Annotated in this window: 18 protein-coding genes; 11 read left to right on the top strand and 7 right to left on the bottom strand. The window is 69.0% G+C overall.

Annotated elements, in window-relative coordinates; all coding sequences use genetic code 11:
• The first annotated feature begins 7 nt into the window (after positions 1 to 7).
• The 4 genes from AC1DOQ_RS10675 (at position 8) to AC1DOQ_RS10660 (ending at position 1527) form a co-directional block, all read left to right on the top strand.
• Entirely contained in the window at positions 8 to 361 is a 354-nt protein-coding gene (locus tag AC1DOQ_RS10675; RefSeq protein ID WP_477363073.1) for a mercuric transporter MerT family protein, read from the top strand.
• Positions 362 to 371: 10 nt separating this feature from the next.
• The gene (gene merP, locus AC1DOQ_RS10670; protein ID WP_477363070.1) at positions 372 to 659 is read left to right on the top strand and encodes a mercury resistance system periplasmic binding protein MerP; all 288 of its coding nucleotides are present in this window, start codon (positions 372 to 374) and stop codon (positions 657 to 659) included.
• Between the two features lie 96 nt (positions 660 to 755).
• Positions 756 to 1157, top strand: coding sequence for a hypothetical protein (locus AC1DOQ_RS10665; RefSeq protein WP_477363067.1), 402 nt, complete (start codon positions 756 to 758; stop codon positions 1155 to 1157).
• Positions 1158 to 1206: 49 nt separating this feature from the next.
• Positions 1207 to 1527, top strand: coding sequence for a hypothetical protein (locus AC1DOQ_RS10660; RefSeq protein WP_477363064.1), 321 nt, complete (start codon positions 1207 to 1209; stop codon positions 1525 to 1527).
• 100 nt (positions 1528 to 1627) lie between these two features.
• Here the strand turns inward: AC1DOQ_RS10660 and mntP are convergent, their stop codons facing one another.
• Together mntP and wrbA are read right to left on the bottom strand one after the other, a co-directional pair.
• Positions 1628 to 2191: a manganese efflux pump MntP gene (gene mntP, locus AC1DOQ_RS10655; RefSeq protein WP_477363061.1), complete on the bottom strand. Its 564-nt coding sequence runs from the start codon at positions 2189 to 2191 to the stop codon at positions 1628 to 1630.
• A 277-nt stretch (positions 2192 to 2468) separates the two neighbouring features.
• Complete coding sequence (wrbA, locus tag AC1DOQ_RS10650) at positions 2469 to 3068, bottom strand: NAD(P)H:quinone oxidoreductase (protein WP_477363058.1); 600 nt, start codon at positions 3066 to 3068, stop codon at positions 2469 to 2471.
• A 134-nt stretch (positions 3069 to 3202) separates the two neighbouring features.
• Between wrbA and AC1DOQ_RS10645 the strand changes: the two genes are divergently transcribed.
• The gene (locus AC1DOQ_RS10645) at positions 3203 to 5008 is read left to right on the top strand and encodes a sensor histidine kinase (protein ID WP_477363055.1); all 1806 of its coding nucleotides are present in this window, start codon (positions 3203 to 3205) and stop codon (positions 5006 to 5008) included.
• Positions 5009 to 5044: 36 nt separating this feature from the next.
• On the opposite strand, the gene gntR is transcribed toward AC1DOQ_RS10645, so the two are convergent.
• A complete protein-coding gene (gntR, locus tag AC1DOQ_RS10640) occupies positions 5045 to 6085 on the bottom strand; it encodes an HTH-type transcriptional regulator GntR (RefSeq protein ID WP_477363052.1) in 1041 nt (346 codons plus the stop codon).
• Positions 6086 to 6234: 149 nt separating this feature from the next.
• Here gntR and AC1DOQ_RS10635 point away from each other — a divergent pair, with 149 nt between their 5' ends.
• From AC1DOQ_RS10635 to AC1DOQ_RS10625, 3 genes are all read left to right on the top strand, one after another.
• Positions 6235 to 6540, top strand: coding sequence for a hypothetical protein (locus AC1DOQ_RS10635; protein WP_477363048.1), 306 nt, complete (start codon positions 6235 to 6237; stop codon positions 6538 to 6540).
• Between the two features lie 205 nt (positions 6541 to 6745).
• Positions 6746 to 9196, top strand: a complete 2451-nt coding sequence (locus AC1DOQ_RS10630; RefSeq protein WP_477363045.1) for a sensor domain-containing protein — start codon at positions 6746 to 6748, stop codon at positions 9194 to 9196.
• A 178-nt stretch (positions 9197 to 9374) separates the two neighbouring features.
• A complete protein-coding gene (locus tag AC1DOQ_RS10625) occupies positions 9375 to 9980 on the top strand; it encodes a TetR family transcriptional regulator (protein ID WP_477363042.1) in 606 nt (201 codons plus the stop codon).
• Between the two features lie 34 nt (positions 9981 to 10014).
• Here the strand turns inward: AC1DOQ_RS10625 and AC1DOQ_RS10620 are convergent, their stop codons facing one another.
• Positions 10015 to 11142 carry a branched-chain amino acid ABC transporter substrate-binding protein gene (locus AC1DOQ_RS10620; RefSeq protein WP_477363039.1) on the bottom strand — a complete coding sequence of 376 codons (1128 nt, stop codon included), beginning with the start codon at positions 11140 to 11142 and terminating at the stop codon, positions 10015 to 10017.
• Between the two features lie 85 nt (positions 11143 to 11227).
• Here AC1DOQ_RS10620 and AC1DOQ_RS10615 point away from each other — a divergent pair, with 85 nt between their 5' ends.
• The 3 genes from AC1DOQ_RS10615 to AC1DOQ_RS10605 are packed head-to-tail and all read left to right on the top strand — an operon-like array spanning position 11228 to position 13054.
• A complete protein-coding gene (locus AC1DOQ_RS10615) occupies positions 11228 to 12112 on the top strand; it encodes a MaoC/PaaZ C-terminal domain-containing protein (protein WP_477363036.1) in 885 nt (294 codons plus the stop codon).
• Between the two features lie 38 nt (positions 12113 to 12150).
• Positions 12151 to 12588, top strand: coding sequence for a universal stress protein (locus tag AC1DOQ_RS10610; RefSeq protein WP_477363033.1), 438 nt, complete (start codon positions 12151 to 12153; stop codon positions 12586 to 12588).
• Between the two features lie 13 nt (positions 12589 to 12601).
• Complete coding sequence (locus tag AC1DOQ_RS10605) at positions 12602 to 13054, top strand: universal stress protein (protein WP_477363030.1); 453 nt, start codon at positions 12602 to 12604, stop codon at positions 13052 to 13054.
• Here the strand turns inward: AC1DOQ_RS10605 and AC1DOQ_RS10600 are convergent.
• From AC1DOQ_RS10600 to AC1DOQ_RS10590, 3 genes are read right to left on the bottom strand one after another with little or no spacing between them, the layout of a single operon-like run.
• Positions 13051 to 13983, bottom strand: coding sequence for a hypothetical protein (locus AC1DOQ_RS10600; RefSeq protein WP_477363027.1), 933 nt, complete (start codon positions 13981 to 13983; stop codon positions 13051 to 13053). The two genes, AC1DOQ_RS10605 and AC1DOQ_RS10600, sit on opposite strands and share 4 nt — an antisense overlap.
• Complete coding sequence (locus tag AC1DOQ_RS10595) at positions 13980 to 16373, bottom strand: LTA synthase family protein (protein ID WP_477363024.1); 2394 nt, start codon at positions 16371 to 16373, stop codon at positions 13980 to 13982. The genes AC1DOQ_RS10600 and AC1DOQ_RS10595 overlap by 4 nt, the downstream gene beginning before the upstream one ends.
• Positions 16367 to 17614 (bottom strand): YaiO family outer membrane beta-barrel protein, encoded by a 1248-nt coding sequence (locus AC1DOQ_RS10590; RefSeq protein WP_477363021.1) that lies wholly within the window; start codon positions 17612 to 17614, stop codon positions 16367 to 16369. Before AC1DOQ_RS10590 ends, AC1DOQ_RS10595 begins: the two co-directional genes overlap by 7 nt.
• Between the last annotated feature and the right edge of the window lie 418 nt (positions 17615 to 18032).

Genomic DNA, 18032 nt, shown 5'->3' with positions numbered 1-18032 from the left:
ACCGACGATGAGCCGACCGACCGACCGCAAACTCGGGGGCATCATGGCGTTTGCCGTGCTGGCCTCGATCCTGGCCTCCACCTGCTGCGTGCTGCCGCTGGTGCTGGTCCTGGTCGGCATCACCGGCGCCTGGATGGTGCACCTGACGGCGCTGAAGCCGCTGGCCCCGTACGCGATCGCGCTCACCCTGGGCGCGCTCGGCTGGGCCGGCTGGCTGCTGTTCCGGCCGGCCGCGGCCTGCGCGGTCGACGACCAGGCCTGCGCTACCACCCGCCCGGCCATGCGCAAGCTGTTCGCCGGCTGCGCCGTGTTCATCGCCCTGCTGCTGGGCTTCCCGCTGATCGCTCCCCTGTTCTATTGAGACCACGACCATGAAAACGCTGAACGCCGTTTCCCTCATTGTCCTGCTGGCCGCCGCGCCCTTCGCGCTGGCCAAGCAGCAGACCGTCAAGCTGAACGTGCCGACCATGGATTGCGCCACCTGCCCGATCACGATCAAGGCCTCCCTGTCCAAGGTGCCGGGCGTGAGCAAGGTGCAGGTCAGCTACGAGAAGCGCGAAGCCGTGATCGTCTACGACGACGCCCAGGCGACCGTGGCCGACCTCAAGAAGGCTACCGAAGACGTCGGGTATCCGTCGATGCTGAAGACGTCGCGCTAGCCTGAAACGCTAACTGCAGGAAAGAACTGTTCCCTTCGTAATAGTTTGGAACAATTTCGTTCCGTGCGCGGCGGACTGCAGGATTACGATTCCTGCATGAACTTTACTTTTTCATCAGCCGACGCCGGCGTCTGCGCCGTCAAGCTGTGGGCCAGCGGGCGCTACGGCTTCTCTCTGCCGAAGAAGGTCGACATCGTCACCGCGGATGGCGAGACCGCCACCTTCCTGTACTACAACCGGAAAATGCGGCTCACCGCGGAACTCAGCAATCGCGCCATCGTCAAGATCGCGATCGCCCAGTTCCTGGCCGGCGAAGGCCGCGGCCCGGAACCCACCGAAATCGACCACGCTACGGCTCCGTACGAGGGACCGTTGACGCCGATCCGCTCCAACACACCGCGCGCACCGCTACGGGTGCGGCCGGGAAAGCTCCATGCCCGCATGCGAACCGAGTTGACTCCGGAATTGCAGCGCGGACCGGGCCGGGCGGACCAGTAGGAAGGACGAGACCACCATGCGACACCAGTTCACACCAGGACAGCTCCGCATGCTCATCCAGCGCGCGGAAACACAATTCGAACAGACCATTGCCCAGTCACTGGCGCTCGACCCCGGCGGCACGCACATCGCGCGCGCCTTGCACGCTGCCGTGCACGAATCCGTGGTCGGCCTGATCAAGCTGTTCCGCGACCAGATTCCCGGCGCGGCCGAGGTCGCGACCAGGCTGGCCCGCATGTACGCCAAGGGCGCGGACGCCGACGCCGGCGCACCCACCCTCGACTGCCTGCGCGCCATCGCCCGGCTCACGCGCGAGGCCCGCGAGCGTTACCTGCCTGTGCCGGAGGACGCCGAGGCGGAACGGCGCTAGACCCGCACGTAGTCGACCAGCATGCGCTGCGGGAAGGTAGTGTCGGCGTCCGGATTGCCGGGCCAGTCGCCGCCCGGCGTCGATTGGATCCGGCGTGCGATCAGGCCGCGCCGAGGTGCTCGTAGAGAATGAATCCGCCGATCGCGATCAGCACGAAACCGCCGATCAGCTCCGCGCGCTTGCCGACCAGGTGGCCCAGGCCGCGTCCCAGCATCACGCCGATGGTCACCATCACGAAGGTCGCCAAGCCGATCGCGCCGGCGGTGGCGACGATATTCGCGTCGATGAAGGCCAGGCTGGCGCCAACCACCATGGCGTCGATGCTGGTGGCGAAGCCGGTGATCGCCAGCAGCCAGAAGGAGTGGCTGCTCGGCTTTTCCTCTTCGTCGTCTGCGGTCAGGCTGGCGTAGATCATACGCAGGCCCAGTACGCCCAGCAGGGTGAAGGCGATCCAGTGGTCCCAGGCTTCGACGTAGGGCGCCGCCACCTTGCCCATCGCCCAGCCGCCCAGCGGGGTCAGGCCTTCGATGACGCCGAAGATCAGGCCCGTGCGCAGGGCTTCCTTGAGTTGGGGGCGATGCAGGGCTGCGCCCTTGCCGATGGCGACGGCAAAGGCGTCGGTGGACATGGCAAGCGCGATGGCCAGCGTGGCGGCTACGTTCATGGATTTCTCACTGGCCGGGCGAAGACGATGGCATAGCCGCGCGGCCCAGCCTGAGCGCACGGAATGCCAAAGGTCTTGCCAACCGAGACGGCTGCCCGCACCACGTCGCGCAGTACTTATGAGCGGCAACGAGTATGTTGATACGGGAACTCCTGAGATGCTGGAGCAGGCTACTCCCCAATGGGTGCCGACATCTTACACGAAGCCAACAAAAAAAGCGCCTCCACGGCCCTTGGAAGCCGCTGCCATGCCGCGGGGTGAACAGCGATACGACTGCCTAGCCAAACAGCTTCGCCGCCGTCTTCGCCACCAGATCCCCCTGGAAGCGCGCCCCGTCCAGCTCCAGCTGGCTGGGTTGCCGCTGCCCCTGTCCGCCGGCGATGGTGCTGGCGCCGTACGGGCTGCAGCCGGTGATCTCGTCGAGGGTCATCTGGCCGGCGAAGCTGTACGGCAGGCCGACCACCACCATGCCGAGGTGCAGCAGGTTGGTGATGATGGAGAACTGGGTGGTTTCCTGGCCGCCGTGCTGGGTCGCGGTCGAGGTGAAGGCGGCGCCGACCTTGCCGTGCAGGGCACCGCGCGCCCACAGGCCACCGGTCTGGTCGAGGAAGGCCGCCATCTGCGAAGGCATGCGGCCGTAGCGGGTCGGCGCGCCGATGATGATGGCGTCGTAGTCCGGCAGTTCGTCGACGGTGGCGATCGGCGCCTGCTGGTCGAGCTTGAAGTGCGCCGGCCGCGCGATCTGTTCGGACACCGTCTCCGGCACGCGCTTGAGTTCCACCGTGGCCCCGGCGGCGCGCGCCCCTGCGGCCACCGCCTCCGCCATCTTTTCGATGTGGCCATAGGTGGAGTAATACAGTACCAGTACTTTCGCCATGTCGTCCTCCCGAGTCGATGTGTGGTGCGGGTCATGCTATCCCAAAGCGCCCGGCCGGGACGCGCGCGAGAAATGCCGAGCACGGCGCCGGGAGTGCACGTACAATGCAAGGCCTTAGCAATTTCTCAAGCCGGATGAAAGCCCGTACTTACCTGATCCTGATGGCGGCGGCCATCCTGGTGCCAGTGGTGCTGCTCGCCTCGGTGGGCCTGAGCCGGCTGCTGGACTCGGAACGGGCATCGCGCATCCGCGGCGTGCAGGAGACCGGGCGCGCCACCGCTCTCGTGATCGACCGCGAAATCGCCGTCGCCGATGCCTCCTTGCGCGTGATCGTCAACTCCGAGGCGCTGCGCCGCGCCGACTTCGCCCAGTTGCACCGCGAAGCCAGCGCCATGAATCGCGGCACGCCCTGGTCCTGGACCGTGCTGATGGACTCCGACGGCACGCCCAGGCTGAACACCCTGGTGCCCTGGGGCTCACCGCTGCCGGAATACGGGGCAAAATGGGTCGGCGCGGTCTACGAAGCGCAGAAGACCCGCGTCTCCGGTTACTTCCTGGGCATCCTGGCGAAGCGTCCCACGATCTCGATCGACGTGCCGGTGCCGCGCGTGCTTGGCGAGCGCTACGTGGTCAGCCAGATCTTCGATGCCGCCTACTTTGCGCGCGTCTTCGACGACCCGGCCATCGGCCGCGACTGGGTGATCACGATCTTCGACGCCAACGGCATCGCGATCGCCCGCAACCGCAATGCCGAAGAGCTGGTCGGCAAGCCGGTACGCCCCGAGCTGTACCAGGCCTCGCGGCGCCAGCCGAACGGCATCCTGCGCCACGTCACCCACGACGGCATCGACGTCTACAGCGTCTACACGCGCGCGCCGCTGTCCGGCTGGACCCTGGCGATCGGCGTACCGGCGCCGGAGATCGAGGGACCGGCGCGCACCGCGACCCTGTATGCGGCCCTGGCCCTGCTGGGCGTGATGGGACTGGCGATCGGCATCGCCGTGTTCCTGGCCAAGCGGCTGTCGGTGTCGCTGGACCAGGCCCACGCGGCGGCCCAGGCGCTGGCCAGCGGTGCCGAACCGGCCGGTGCGCCGACCCGGGTGGTCGAAGTCGACACCCTGCTCGACGGCCTGCGCCGCACCAGCGCCGACCTCGCGCGCGAACGCAGCGCGCGCCAGCAGCTGCAGGACGAGCGCGAAGCCCTGCTGCGCAGCGAACAGGATGCGCGGCGCGAGGCCGAGGCCCAGAGCCATGCCAAGGACGCCTTCCTCGCCATGTTGAGCCATGAGCTGCGCAATCCGCTGGCGGCGATCGCCGGCGCGCTGCAGGTACTCGACCTGCCGGGCGTGAAGCCGGCGCTGGCCGCCCAGGCGCGCGAGATCGGCCGGCGCCAGGTGCGCCACCTGACCCGTATCGTCGACGACCTGCTCGACGTGCGCGGCATCCTGTCCGGCAAGGTGACGCTCAAACGCTCGCGCATAGATGCCGGCGCCCTGCTGCGCCAGTGCTGCGCGACCCGCGAACTGGCCGACGCCGGCGCCCACGTCTGGGAGGTCGAAGCCGGCGAGCTGTGGATCGACGCCGATCCGACGCGCCTCGAGCAGATCTTCGACAACCTGCTGCACAACGCGATCAAGTACACGCCGGCCGGCGGCAGCATCGCGGTGCGCGCCCGCGCCGCCGGGACGCAAGCCGTGATCGAGGTGGCCGATACCGGGGTCGGCATCGCCGCCGAGGTCCTGCCGACCATCTTCGACGTGCTGGTGCAGGGACCGACCGCGATCGACCGCTCACAGGGCGGGCTCGGGCTCGGGCTGGCGCTGGTGAAGGAACTCACTGCGCTGCATGGCGGCAGCGTGGATGCCCGCAGCGCGGGGCCGGGGATGGGTTGTACTTTTACGCTGCGGTTTCCGTTGGCGGAGGCGGTGGTGGAGGCGTAGGGCGACCGTCCCGCTGTACCCGTGCAGCTCGTGCATTCAGGCGCTCTCGCGTGCGCGCAGGGTGAAGCCGAGGTCGATGCGGCGCGCCGGCGGCGTCTTGCCCGCGATGACGTCCAGCAGCAGCGACGCCGCACGATAGCCGACCTGGTAGCGTGGGGTCTCGACCGTCGTCAGCGAGGGCACCATCAGGCTGGAAGCCGGCAGGTCGTTGAAGCCGGCCACCGCCACCTGATCGGGAATCCGGATGCCGGCGCGCTGGCAGTGGAAAATCGCGCCGTGGGCCAGGTCGTCATTGCAGAAGAAGACGGCGTCGCAATCGGGCAGTTCGGCCAGCACGCGGCGCATCAGGTCCGCCCCCAGCGCCATGGTCGAGGGCGCGGGGGTCATGATCTCCAGGCGCGGGTCGAACCGGCCGGCCTCGATCATGACCTGGCGCCAGCCGTCGGCGCGGCGCAAGGTGCGTTCGTCGAGCTGGGCGCCGACGAAGGCGATGCGGCGGTAGCCCTTGCCGAGCAGGTGGCGCGTGAGGGCCATGCCGGCATCGAGCTGGGAAAAGCCGACCGACAGCGTGGACGGCTTGTCCGCCAGGTCCATCATCGACACCACCGGCACCCGCAGCGACTCCAGCATGGCGGCGACCTCCGGGCTGTGGCTCAGGCCCGGCAGCAGGATGCCGTCCGGGTCCGACTGCAGATAGATGCGCAGCAGCTTCTCTTCCTCGGCGTCCGAATAATGGGTGTTGCCGATCAGGAGCTGGTACTGGCTGGCGCCGACGGCATCCTGGATTCCGTCCAGCACGGCCGGGTAGACCGCGTTCGACAGCGAGGGCACCAGCACCACGATCACCCGCGAGCGGCTCGACGCCAGGGCGCGCGCGGCGCGGTTCGGTACATAGCCGAGCTCCTGGACGGCCTGCTCGACCCTGGCGCGGGTGGCATCGGACACCAGTTGCGGCTGGCTGAGGGCGCGCGAGGCGGTCATCGTCGAGACCCCGGCGCGCACCGCCACCTGCTCCAGCGTGGCCCTGCCCGAACCCCGTCCAGCACCTCGTCCCTTGCCTGTCCCGCTTCTGCTCATCGATTTCCTCCGACTCTGGATTGCGCCATGCTTTGGCAGGTTTGTCAACGTCATGTCCGAGTCGTCCTACGCAGCGTCCGCCTGTTTTCCGATTGTCTGCTGCCGCGGGCGGCCTACCATGGAGTCTTCGGCACGGAATAGGAGCGCATATGCCCAGTAACCAGGAATACAAAGGCAAAGGCAGCAAAGGCCGCGACTATGACGAACTCAGCGGCGTAGGCACCAGTAGTGCCGGCAAGACCGGCAGCGCTGGCAACCTCAACGACGGCGGCCGCGACGGCGGCATCGGATCGCCCGACCTCGCCGACTCGGGTAACCTGCAATCGGCCAACGCCGGCCAGCGGGGCGCTACCCCAGCCCAGGGTAACGCCCAGCGCGGGCAGGCGAATCCGGGCAACAGCCAGCAAGGAGGATCAAGTAATCAGCAACAGGGCAAGCAGCAAGACAGACAGTAACCTTGACCACCTCGAGCGGCGGGCGCCCTGCCCGCCGCGTCTTCCCTCCGGCGTTGTCGGAAAATCCTGAACTGTCGCTAACACGCGTCAGTCCGCTGGAAGTTTCCATGCGGAATCATTATACTCGGCTGGGCAAAGTCTACCCGATGCGCATGAGCGCGCCGCCGTCGACCCCTTTCTCTCCCGCCCCGAACGGAACCACATCATGGACGCGCCGGCCCCGATCACCCACGCCGCCGATGCGCAGTTGCGCATCGACGATGCCCTCGAAGAGCTGAAACGTTCGCGCGAACGCATGGACGCCATGCTGGAAAACATCGGCGACGCCTTCTTTGCCGTCGACCGCGACTGGCGCATCATCTACGCCAACCGCAAGGCCACCAGCTTCGTCGAGATCGAAATGCGCGACGCCCTCGGCCTGCCGCTGCTGGAGGTGGCGCCGGCGCTCGAAGGCAGTTCGCTGCTGGATTGCTACCGCCGGGCGATGGCCAGCGGGCGGCCGGGCATCGTCGAAGCCTGCTGGGGTCCGACCGGCGACTGGGTCGAGGCGCGCGCCTACCCGACCCCGGACGGGCTGTCGGTCTACTTCCACGACATCACCGAGAAGCGCCGCGCCAGCGAAGCGGTACGCAAGAGCGAGCAGCGCTTCCGCAACCTGTTCCAGCAGGCCGGCGACAGCATCCTGATCACCGACCGCGAACTGCGCATCATCGCCGCCAACGGGCGCGCCTGCGCCCACTTCGGCTACCGCGAGGACGAGCTGATCGGCCTCTCGGCGCGCGCGATCGACAGCGGCTTCGCCTACGGCCCGCGCCTGCTGGAGAGCCTGCGCCAGGGCCAGACCCACCTGCTGCGCATGACCAAGCGGCGCAAGGATGGCAGCACCTTCCCGGCCGAGGTCCACGTATCGCGCTTCGAGGACGGCGACCAGGAATTCTTCCAGGCGATCATCCGCGACCTGACCGACCGCGAGGAAGCCGAACGCCAGCTGCGCGAAAGCGAACAGCGCTTCCGCGAAGTGATCGAGATGACGCCGGCCGGCTATGTGGTGGCAAATGCCGAGGGCCGCATCCTGGACGTCAACCCGGCCCTGTGTGCGCTCTCGGGCTACCCGCGCGAGACACTGGTCGGCTCGCGCCTGGCGCACCTGTTCGAAGCCTTTCCGTGGGACCAGCTGGAACTCGGCCAGCAAGGCCATGCGACCGTGCAGGGCTTCGACGCCGTGCTGCGTCATGCCGGCGGCCACACGCTGCACGTGCTGCTGAACGGCAGCACGCGCTGCGATGCCGACGGCCGCCTCGAGTCCATTACCGGCCTGCTGACCGACATCACCGGCCGCAAGCAGGCCGAACGCCGCCTGCAGGAACTGGCCACCCACGACACCCTGACCGGCCTGCCGAACCGCGCCCTGCTGCACGACCGTTTGCAGCACATGGTCGAGACCTGCGCGCCCGGCCAGGCGGTGGCGGTGATGTTCCTCGACCTCGACCGCTTCAAGGAAGTCAACGACTCCTTCGGCCACGACCACGGCGACGTGCTGCTGTGCGAAGTCGCCGCCCGGCTGCGCAGGATACTGCGCCCGGCCGACGTGGTGGCGCGCCTCGGTGGCGACGAATTCGTGGTGGCGGCCGCCTGCACCGGCGGCGCGGCCGATGCCGGCCGCGCCGCCGCGCGCATCGCCGCCAAGCTGCTGGAGGCATTGACCGTGCCGGTGACGGTCGGGAACCAGGACGTGGTGGTCGGCGCCTCGATCGGCATCAGCATGTACCCGCGCGACGCCGCCACCCGCGAGCTGCTGTTCCAGACCGCCGACACCGCGATGTACCGCGCCAAGGCCGAGGGCCGCAACCGCTACCGTTTCTTCGAGCCGGAGATGACGGTGGCCGCGCGCGCGCGCATGGCACTCGAACTGTCGCTGCGGCCCGCGCTGGCGCGCGAGGAGTTCGAACTGCACTACCAGCCGCGGGTCGACCTGCGCAGCATGGCGGTGGTCGGCATGGAGGCGCTGATCCGCTGGCGCCATCCGCAACAGGGCATGGTGCCGCCGCAGCAGTTCATCGGCATCGCCGAGGAGACTGGGCTCATCAATCCGATCGGGCGCTGGGTGCTGCGCGAAGCCTGCCGCCAGACGCGCCGCCTGCTCGACGAATTCGGACGGCCGATCCGCGTGTCGGTGAACGTCTCGGCGCGCCAGCTGGCCCAGCCGGGTTTCGTGGCCGAGGTGCGCGAAGCCCTGGCCGACGCCGGCCTGGCGCCGTCGAGCCTGGAACTGGAGCTGACCGAGAGCGCCCTGATCGACGACCTGGAGCGCACCGCCGCCATGCTGGCGGAGCTGCAGGCGCTCGGCGTCAAGCTGGCGGTCGACGATTTCGGCACCGGCTATTCCGGCCTGGCCTACCTGCGCCGCCTGCCGATCGACGTGCTCAAGCTGGACCGCTCCTTCGTGCTGCAGGACGACGGCCGCATCAGCGCCTTCGACTTCGTGAAGGCCTTCGTCGACATGGCGCACGCGCTGCAGATGTCGGTGGTGGCGGAAGGCGTGGAGACCGCCGAGGTGCTGGACTTCCTGCGCGCGGCGTCCTGCGACGAGGCCCAGGGCTATCTGCTGGGCCGCCCGCTGCCGCTGGCCGAGCTGCGCGCCCTGTTGCGGGGCTGACCAGTGCCGTCGCCGCCGGCCGCCACCAGGATGCCGCCCGCGCGCGGCCTGCCCGACCACCCTGACTGGCGTCTTTACAGGATGGCAGTTCCGCACGAAGGGCCGCGACCGCTTGCCGCGCAGGCTGTCGCCAATTCTGCGACGCGGTACGCCCCACCCCGGCCGTTATAATACTGACATGAGAATTAGCAAGGAAAAAAGCGCCGAGAACAGGGCATCCCTGGTCCGGGCCGCCAGCAAGCTCATTCGCGAGCGCGGCATCGACGGTGTCGGCGTGGCGGAGATCAGCAAGGAGGCCGGCCTGACCCACGGGGCGCTGTATGCCCACTTCCGTTCGAAGGAGGAACTGGCACTGGCCGCCCTGTCGTTCGGCCTGGAGGAGACCCGCGTGCGCCTCGAGGAACACGGTCGCGAAGGCATGCCGGGCCTGGCGCGCTTCGTCGACCATTTCCTGTCGGCCGACTGCCGCGACGACTACGCCGGCGCCTGCCCGATCTCGGCCTCGGCCAGCGAGATCGGCCGCCAGGACCGCGCCATCAGCCTGCGCTTTTCGGAGGCTTACCTGGACATGGTGCGCACTTTCGAGCGCGAGCTCGAAGCCGCCCGGCCGGGCGACGATGCGCATGGCCGCGCGCTGACCCTGCTGGCGACCCTGGTGGGCGCGCAAGCCGTGGCGCGCGGCGCCGCCAAGGGCGACCCCGCGCTGTCGGAACGGGTGCTGAACGCGGCGCGCAAGGTGATCGGCGAGACCATCATGGCGCCGGCGGACGGCCCGGCGCGCTGAGGCGCCGCGGACGCTTGTTTGCGCTTGTTTGCGCTTACTTGGTCACCGCGAGCTGGGTGCGGTGACCGCCCTTGAAGGTGTACAGGGTGATGGTGCCGTCGCGGATGTCGCCGTGCGGATCGAAGGCGATATTCCCGGTCACACCCTTGTAGTGGATCTTCGCCAGCTCCGGCAGGTATTTCGCCGGCGCCGAGGAGCCGGCCTTGTTCATCGCTTCGGCCAGCAGCATGGTGGCGTCATACGAATACGGGGCGATGATCTGGACGTCGATGCCGAAGCGCTTGCGGTAGGCCGCGCGGAAGTTGTCCATGCCGGCCTTGCCCGACTCCTCGACGCCGCCGGCTTCCGCGCACACCACCTGGCCGTCGGCCATGGTGCCGCCGGACAGCTTGTGCATCTCGTCCGAGCAGATGCCGTCGCCGCCCATCATCTTGACGTTCAGGCCGAGCTGCTTCATCTGGCGCAGCATCGGGCCGGCCACCGCATTCATCCCGCCGAAGAACACCAGGTCCGGATTGCCGGCGCGGATGCGGGTCAGGATGGCCGAGAAGTCGGTCGCCTTGTCGTTGGTGAACTCCTTCGCCACCACGTTCACGCCCTGCTGGCGCAGGCCGTTGACGAACTCGGTGACCAGGCCCTGGCCGTAGGCGGTGCGGTCGTCGATCACGGCGACACGCTTGGCGGCCATGTTCTTGACGGCATAGCGGCCCAGTGCGCGGCCGAGCTGGATGTCGTTGGCGACCACGCGGAAGGTGGTGTTGAAGCCCTGGCGCGTGTAGGCCGGATTGGTCGAGGAGGCGGTAATCTGCGGGATGCCTGCATCGTAGTAGATCTTCGAAGCCGGGATGGTGGTGCCGGAGGTCTCGTGGCCGATCACGCCATTGACCTTCGCATCGGCCAGCTTCTGCGCCGCCGCGGTCGCCTGCTTCGGTTCGCCGGCGTCGTCCTCGGCCACCAGCTGCCACTTGACCTTGCGCCCGGCGATCGTTGCGCCGCGCGCATTCAGCGCGTCGATGGCCATGCGGACGCCGTTTTCGCTATCCTTGCCGAAGTGGGCCACCGGTCCGGTCATCGCGGCCACGTGGCCGATGCGGACGACTTCCTGGGCCGGTGCCAGGCCTGCGGCCGTCAGGGCGGCCAGGGCAAACGCGTACTTCTTCATTCCATCCTCGTCTATACAGGTGATTCTTTATATCAAAAACGATATGTTACAGCGGAAAGCCATAACTAACAACTGTTCCTAAGCCATGTCCAAAGACTCATTGACTGTAGCGCTGCCGCCGATGTCCGCGGCGACCCTGCTGCGCGCGCTGTTCAAGCGGCCCGCGCCCTCCTCCGCCACGACGGCGGCGCCGACCCGCTACCGGCTCGACCGCATCGACGAGGCCGGCGTGGCCCGCTACCGCGCCGCCCTCGGCTTCCAGGGCGCCCACATCCCGCTCACCTGGTACTACCTGGCGGCCCAGCGCGCCCATCTGGCGACCATGCTGGGTGCCTCCTTCCCCTTCCGCGTGGTCGGCGCCATCCACGTCGACAATGCCCTGGAAGTAGCGCAGAGGACGCCCGCACCCGGCCGGCCGCTGGAACTGCTGACCGAGGTGAAGGTCGAGCCGCCGGCCGCGAACGGCGCCGTGCACGCCTTGCTGGACACCCGCGCGACCCAGGACGGCGAACTGCTGTTTACCTGCCGCAGCAATTACCTGGTGGCGCGCGGCGCGCGCGGCGGCCGGCAGCACCGGCCTGCCGCCCCGCAGGCGCCGGCCTTGGCGCCGATCGCCGGCTGGCAACTGTCCGCCACCAGCGGGCGCGAGTATGCCTCGGTGTCCGGCGACTGGAACCCGATCCACCTCTGGCCCTGGACGGCGCGGCTGATGGGTCTGAAGGCACCGATCATCCAGGGCATGCACACCCTGGGGCGCAGCTGCGCCGAACTGGAGCGCGCCGGCGGACGCCGCGTGCTGCGGCTGGACGGGCGCTTCCGCGCGCCGATCGAACTGGGCGCCCGGGCGGCGCTGGCGGCCGACCTCGAAGGTGGCCGCTACACCGTCGAGAGCGGTGGACGCCTGGCCGTCGAGGGCGGATTTGAATTTGATTCAACTCAAACTATACTGAGTGCATATCCACCATCCTGAATCAACCAGCCAACTGGGGCATTCACGGAGGGAAGGTCATGTACAAGCGCATCCTGATCCCTAGCGACGGTTCGGAAGCCTCCGAACGCGCGATACTGGCCGGGGTCGATTTCGCCCGCGAAGTCGGGGCCGAAGTCGTGGGCCTGACCGTGACGCCGCCCTTCCGCGTCGTCACCGCCGACAGCGCCATGCTGGAAGACACGCCCGAACAGTTCGACGCCGCCAGCAGCGCCCGCGCCCGCCGCATCCTGGCCGTCGTCGAGGACGCCGCGGGCGATGCCGGCGTGCCCTGCCGCAGCGAACACGCAGTCGAGGACGATCCCTACGCGGCCATCATCGACACCGCCCGGCGCCTCGGCTGCGACCTGATCGTGATGGCTTCGCATGGGCGCCATGGGCTGAAGGGCCTGCTGCTGGGCAGCGAGACCCAGAAGGTGCTGGTGCACGGCACGATCCCGGTGCTGGTCCACCGCTGACAGGAGTGCCATCATGTACCAGCGTATCCTCGTACCCACCGACGGCACCGAACTGTGCAGCGGTGCCCTCGCCGCCGCCCTCGAACTGGCGGCGCTGGGCGGCGGATCCATCGTCGGCCTGCATGCCGGGCCGCCCGAACGGCTCGAACCCCTGGCCGACGAAGACCCGGTGCGCGCCGCCTGGCTCAAGGAACGCGAACGCAACGGCACCGACGCCCTGGCCTGGATCGCACGCCGCGCCGCCGAAGCCGGCATCCCCTGCGAAACCCTGCTGCTGCCTTATGAAAGCCCGGCCGCGGCCATCGTCGACACCGCACGCGACCGCCATTGCGACCTGATCGTGATGGCCTCGCATGGACGCGGCGGCCTGCGCGCGCGGCTGCTGGGCAGCGAGACCTGGAAGGTGCTGAGTATCTGCGCGATTCCGGTGCTGGTGGTGCGCGGGCCGACTAACGCGGCACCCTAGTCGAGCCCCAGCCAGCGGCGATACGACGCATAGTGGTGCACCACGAAGCCGCCGAAGGAGTGCATGCCGCCCACGCTGCGCGCCGTCGCCACCAGCTCGCGCTCCAGGTCGGCCTCGCCGAGGTGATTGAACGACACCTTCTTCAACGCGTTCGGCATGGTCTCGATGCCGATCAGGACCGGGCGGCCGATGGTTTCGCCATACGCCAGCTCGTCCATCGCATGGCTGACCAGGCCGTCGCCGCCGTCCGCATGGTCGCGGTAATCCATCAGCGCCACATAGTCGTAGATGTCCTGCACATGCTGGTTGACCGGCTTGCGCCTGCCATGCCAGTCGAGCTGGATGCCGTCCAGCCAGAACGGGATGGCGGGGCCGACCGGCAGCGCCTGGCCCGACCGGGCCTTCGCCCGCATCAGCGCCTCCGACATGTCGAGGAAGTTGGCCAGCAATTCCATCTTGCGGGTCGACCACTCGGCCAGGATGTGGGGTTCGATGTCGAGGTTGATGCCGTCGAAGCGCGCGTCAAGCGGCGCCGCCTCGTTATAGTCGAGCACGCGCTGGAGCATGGCGACGGCCTCCTCGCGGTGCCGCGGCAGCACATAGCGCTCGGTGTTCAGGTAGCCCGAACCCAGCAGGGCGTAGACCTTCAGGCCGGCCGCGTGCAGGCGGCGCAGCAGGCGGCGGTAGCGTTCCGGCTGGGACACGATCAGGTTGCGGCCGCGCCAGGCGTCGGCGTACAGGTAGACGGTGCCGATCGACTTCGCCTTCAGGAAGGCGATGCCCTGGGCGGCCATGCCTTCGCTCTCGAGCATGGCGTAGGATTCGCCTTCCCAGGTCCAGATCGCGCGCGGGCCGGCCGCGTCGGCCGCATGCGCACTGCCGGCGCCAAGCAGCGCGGCCAGCAACGCAGTGCGCAGCAGCCGCCTCACAGCTTCATCTCCACATGGTACTGGCCGATGCCGATCGAGCGCCCGGTTTCCGGATGCGAAGGAATCACGGACACGAAATAGGTCCCGTGCGGCAGCTTGCCCAGCCTGGCCGGCAGCGCAAGGTGCAGCGTGGCGCCCGCCTCCATGGTTTGCGGCTCGCCGGCGACTTCGCCGACTTCGAGTCCGCCGGCATCGCTGATCACCAGCAGGGGCACGAAGGCGCGCGAGGCCGTGGTCGACTGGTTGTGCAGGGTCGCCTCGACCATGACCGCCCCGTCAGGCCCCGGCGCGGCTGCGCGGCGCACGTTCGAGATGCCCACGCCACCGCCCTCGGCCGCCAGCGCCACGCTGCGCAGGTTGCGGCTGGCGGCGCCGTAGGGAGCCAGGGCGTCGACGGCATCCAGCGGCGCCAGCGCGGCAGAGCGTCCCGCCACGGCGTTCGCCTGCAGGAAGGACTGGAACTGGGCCCGCGCCGTGGCCAGCGCCTTGTCTTCGGGCGCGCGGTCGGTCTGCATGCCGTCGGCCAGCGCATACAGGCGGCCTTGCGCCAGGTAGACGGTGCCCGAGACGAAGTCGCTCAGCTCGGTCTTGGTCTGCTTCAGCGGAATCACGTGCAGGTTGCGGAAGGCCGGCTCGGTATCCAGGCCGGTGCCGAGCCAGGTCACCGCGGGCGGCGATTTCAGCCCGTGATTGTTCGACAGGTAGGCCAGCAGCGAGGGCGCGATATCGAACTGCGAGCTGACCGACTTGATGGCGCGCGCCTGCTTCAGCAGCGGCGAATAAACGATCAGCGGCACGTGGTAGCGCTCGATGCGGGTGTCCATCGGCAGCTCGGGCAGCCGGTGGTCGCCGGTGATCACGAAGATGGTATTGTCATAGCCCGGCAGCTTTTGCGCGCCGTCGAAGAAGCGCCGTAGCGCGTCGTCCGTGTAGAGGATGCTGGCGAAGATCTCGCGCTGGGCCGCATAGCCCGGGTTCGCGTCCGGCGCGATGCCCAGCCGGGCCAGGCGCTGCCCCACCTTCTCCATGTAGCGCGGCTTGTCCGGGAAGGTGAAGGGATCGTGCATGCTGGTGGTCTGGATGATCGTCAGCGATGGCGCCTGCGTGTCCTTCGCTTCCCTGCGCAGGGCCATGTCGACCAGCTCGCCGTCGGCATAGCCCCAGTCGTTGCTGCGCTGGGCCGGCGGGCCGTAATCGCGCTCGCTGACGAACTGTTCGACGCCTTCCTGGCGCAGGAACTTGCCTTCGTTGTCGAAGTCGAGATTCGAGCCGCTGTAGAACTTCAGGCGGTAGCCCTGGGACTTCAGTACGCTCAGGATGGACGCGTGGCGCGGCGTCCTGTCGCCGAGCGCGGCCAGGCCGTTCTCGCCGAAGGGCAGCGATCCGAACATCGTGGTCAGCACGCCGAAGGTGCGGCCCTGGCCGGACAGGAAGTTCTCGAAATACAGGCTGCGGCCGGCCAGTTCGTCGAGGAAGGGCGTGAAGCTGCCCAGGCGGGCGCCGGGACCGGAGAAGTTGCGGCCCAGGCCTTCGACGATGATGAAGACCAGGTTCGGCGGCGTGCCGGCGCGGCGTTCGAACAGCGGGCCGAGGGTGTCCGGCGTGCGCTCCGGATGCAGGAAGGGATAGCGCGCGTCCTTGCCGGCCCAGGGCAGCTCGCCCGTGCGGTGGTCGACGGCGCCGCCGCCGCTGCTGCCCATCAGGTGGGCCAGGTTGCGGTCGGCAAAATAGGCGGTCTTGTTCAGCAGGTAGTCGATGCTGGCTTCGCTCTGGGCGGCGCTTGGGGCGTAGTGGTCGGGCAGGAAGGCGAAGGCCAGCAGGCTCACGGCGCCGAAGCCCAAGGCGCGGCGGGCGTCCGCGCGTGGCCACCAGGGACGGCCGCAGGCCCGCAGTGCCAGCCACAGCACGGCCAGGGCGCTTACGAGGGCCAGCACCAGCGGCGCATCGGCACGCCAGCCGCCGCCGACCGTGGTCGCGACTTCGGCGCCGGTATAGCCGAACAGGTCGGCGCCCAGCGGCACCCCGGCGACCCAGTGGTATTGCAGCAGCCCGGCCTGGGCCGCCAGCAGCAGCGACCAGCACGCACCCAGCAGCGCCCTGCGCCAGCGCGGCGCCGGCACCAGCGCCAGCAGCGGCGCGCCCAGCACGAACAGGAAGCCATAGCGCAGCAGCGACAGCAGGTCGTTCGCCAGCGCCGGCCCGAACAGGATCGAGACCTTCATCTCGCCGCCGGCGGCATGCCAGCTCTCGGCCACGCGCAGGCAGAGCCAGGCCAGCACCAGGGCCGGCAGGCAGCCCAGCACCTCGCCGAGGGCGGCGCCCAGGGCACGGGCAAGCGGGCCGCGTTCCCTGACCGGCGCGGCGGCCGGCTTGTCGGCCACCGCTACCATCGGCGGTACAGCGCGAAGGACAGGCCGCGCTCGTCGCCGCCCTTGCCCGAGGCGGACCGCGAGAAGGTCGCGCCGATCTTGCCGCCCCATTGCGGGGTGAAGTAACGCACCCAGGTCAGGCCGCCGCCGCCCGAGCGGGCGCGCCCGCCGACGAGGCTGAGCGGATCGTCGCTGCGGCCGCTGTTGACGCTCAGCTCGAGGTAGTTGTCGGCGTCGCCGAGGTAGTACCAGCGTCCCAGCAGGCGCTCGCCGGTGCTGTGCGAACCCGCCGACACGATGTTCTGGTGACGCAGCTGGACGTAGAAGTTGCCCACGTATTTGGCGATGCTGGCGCCGTAGATGTTGACGCGCGACGCGAAGCCCAGCACGTCGTCGCTGAGCGAGGCTTCCCAGCCCCCGCCCAGGGCCTGCCAGACCTCGACGCGGCCGGCATTGGCCGGGAACAGGCGGCTGGCGGCCGAATGCTGGTAGCGCAGGTTGGCATAGGCGCCGCGCCACAGGCCGGTATAGGCGTCCAGCGCCCAGGCGTAGTCATGCTCGCCGAAGCGGTGGGCGCGCAGGGTTTCGAAGGCGATCGAGCCGTTCGCCAGGTAGCGGCGCACGCTGGCGGTCTGGTCGTTCCAGCGCGGGCCGTTGCCGACGTCGGTCCAGCTCGAGGACAGGCTGGCGCCCCAGGCATAGCCGGCGGCGCCGGTGACGTCCGGATTGCCGGCGGCGGGCACCGCGGGACGCGGCTGCAGGTCGGCCAGCAGGACGTCGATCTCGCTCGCCTCGCCGCCGAGGGCGCGCGCGCGTTCGAGGTCGGCCTTCGCCTCGGCAAACTGGCCGAGGGCGCGCCGGGACCGCGCACGTGCGATATAGGCGGCCGGGTCGTTCGGGCGCAGGGCGACGAGCCGGTTCCAGGTTTCCAGCGCCTTCGCCGGCTGCTCGCTCCAGCGATAGGTATTGCCGAGCGCTTCCCACACGTCCGCATAATCGGGCGAGGCCTTCGCCGCCGCGCCGAGGTCGGCCTCGGCTTCGCTCCAGCGCCCCAAGCGGGCATACACGATGCCGCGGCCCAGCAGGACGTCGGGATTGCCCGGCGAACGGGTCAGCAGCGCCGAATAGGCGGCCAGCGCCAGCGCCGGCTGGCCGCCGTTGGCGAGGGCGCGCGCGCTGGCGTACTGGTCGTCGAAGGATGGGGCGCTGGCTGGCTGAACCTGGGCGGGCGGATCGGACGGAAGCTGGAAATCGATGGGCATGTAGGAGGAAGACTGGGTGAAATCGGCGCGCGGCGGGAGCGCCGCGCAGGCGAAACTGTGCCGGACTCCCTGAATTGCGTCAAGGAAAGCACCTGCCCCGTTCGCTATCTGTCGCGCAAAACCCTCAAAGCCTTTGCCGCTTCGTCATCGAAGCTGCCGGCGGCATTCGAACCGCGCGTGGCGCTCGCCACTGCCGCGCACCAGCCGACGCCATGGTCACGGATGGGCAGCAAAGGCCCCAGACGGTACACTAGCGGGATGAAGTCCAACGCTTTCCTGCCGCGCAACCGCCGCCTGCTCGTCCTGTGCGCGCTGTCGCTCGCCCTGCATGGCGCCCTGCTGGAACTGGCGGCGCGGCGCCTGCCCGGCCCGCTGGCGCCGCCGCCGACCGGCGCGCCGCTGGTGATGCGCCTGGTCG

The sequence above is a fragment of the Massilia sp. 01N417 genome (genome assembly GCF_056399645.1).
The sequence above is the reverse complement of the archived record's forward strand: the minus strand, read 5'-3'. Positions and strand labels throughout refer to the sequence as shown.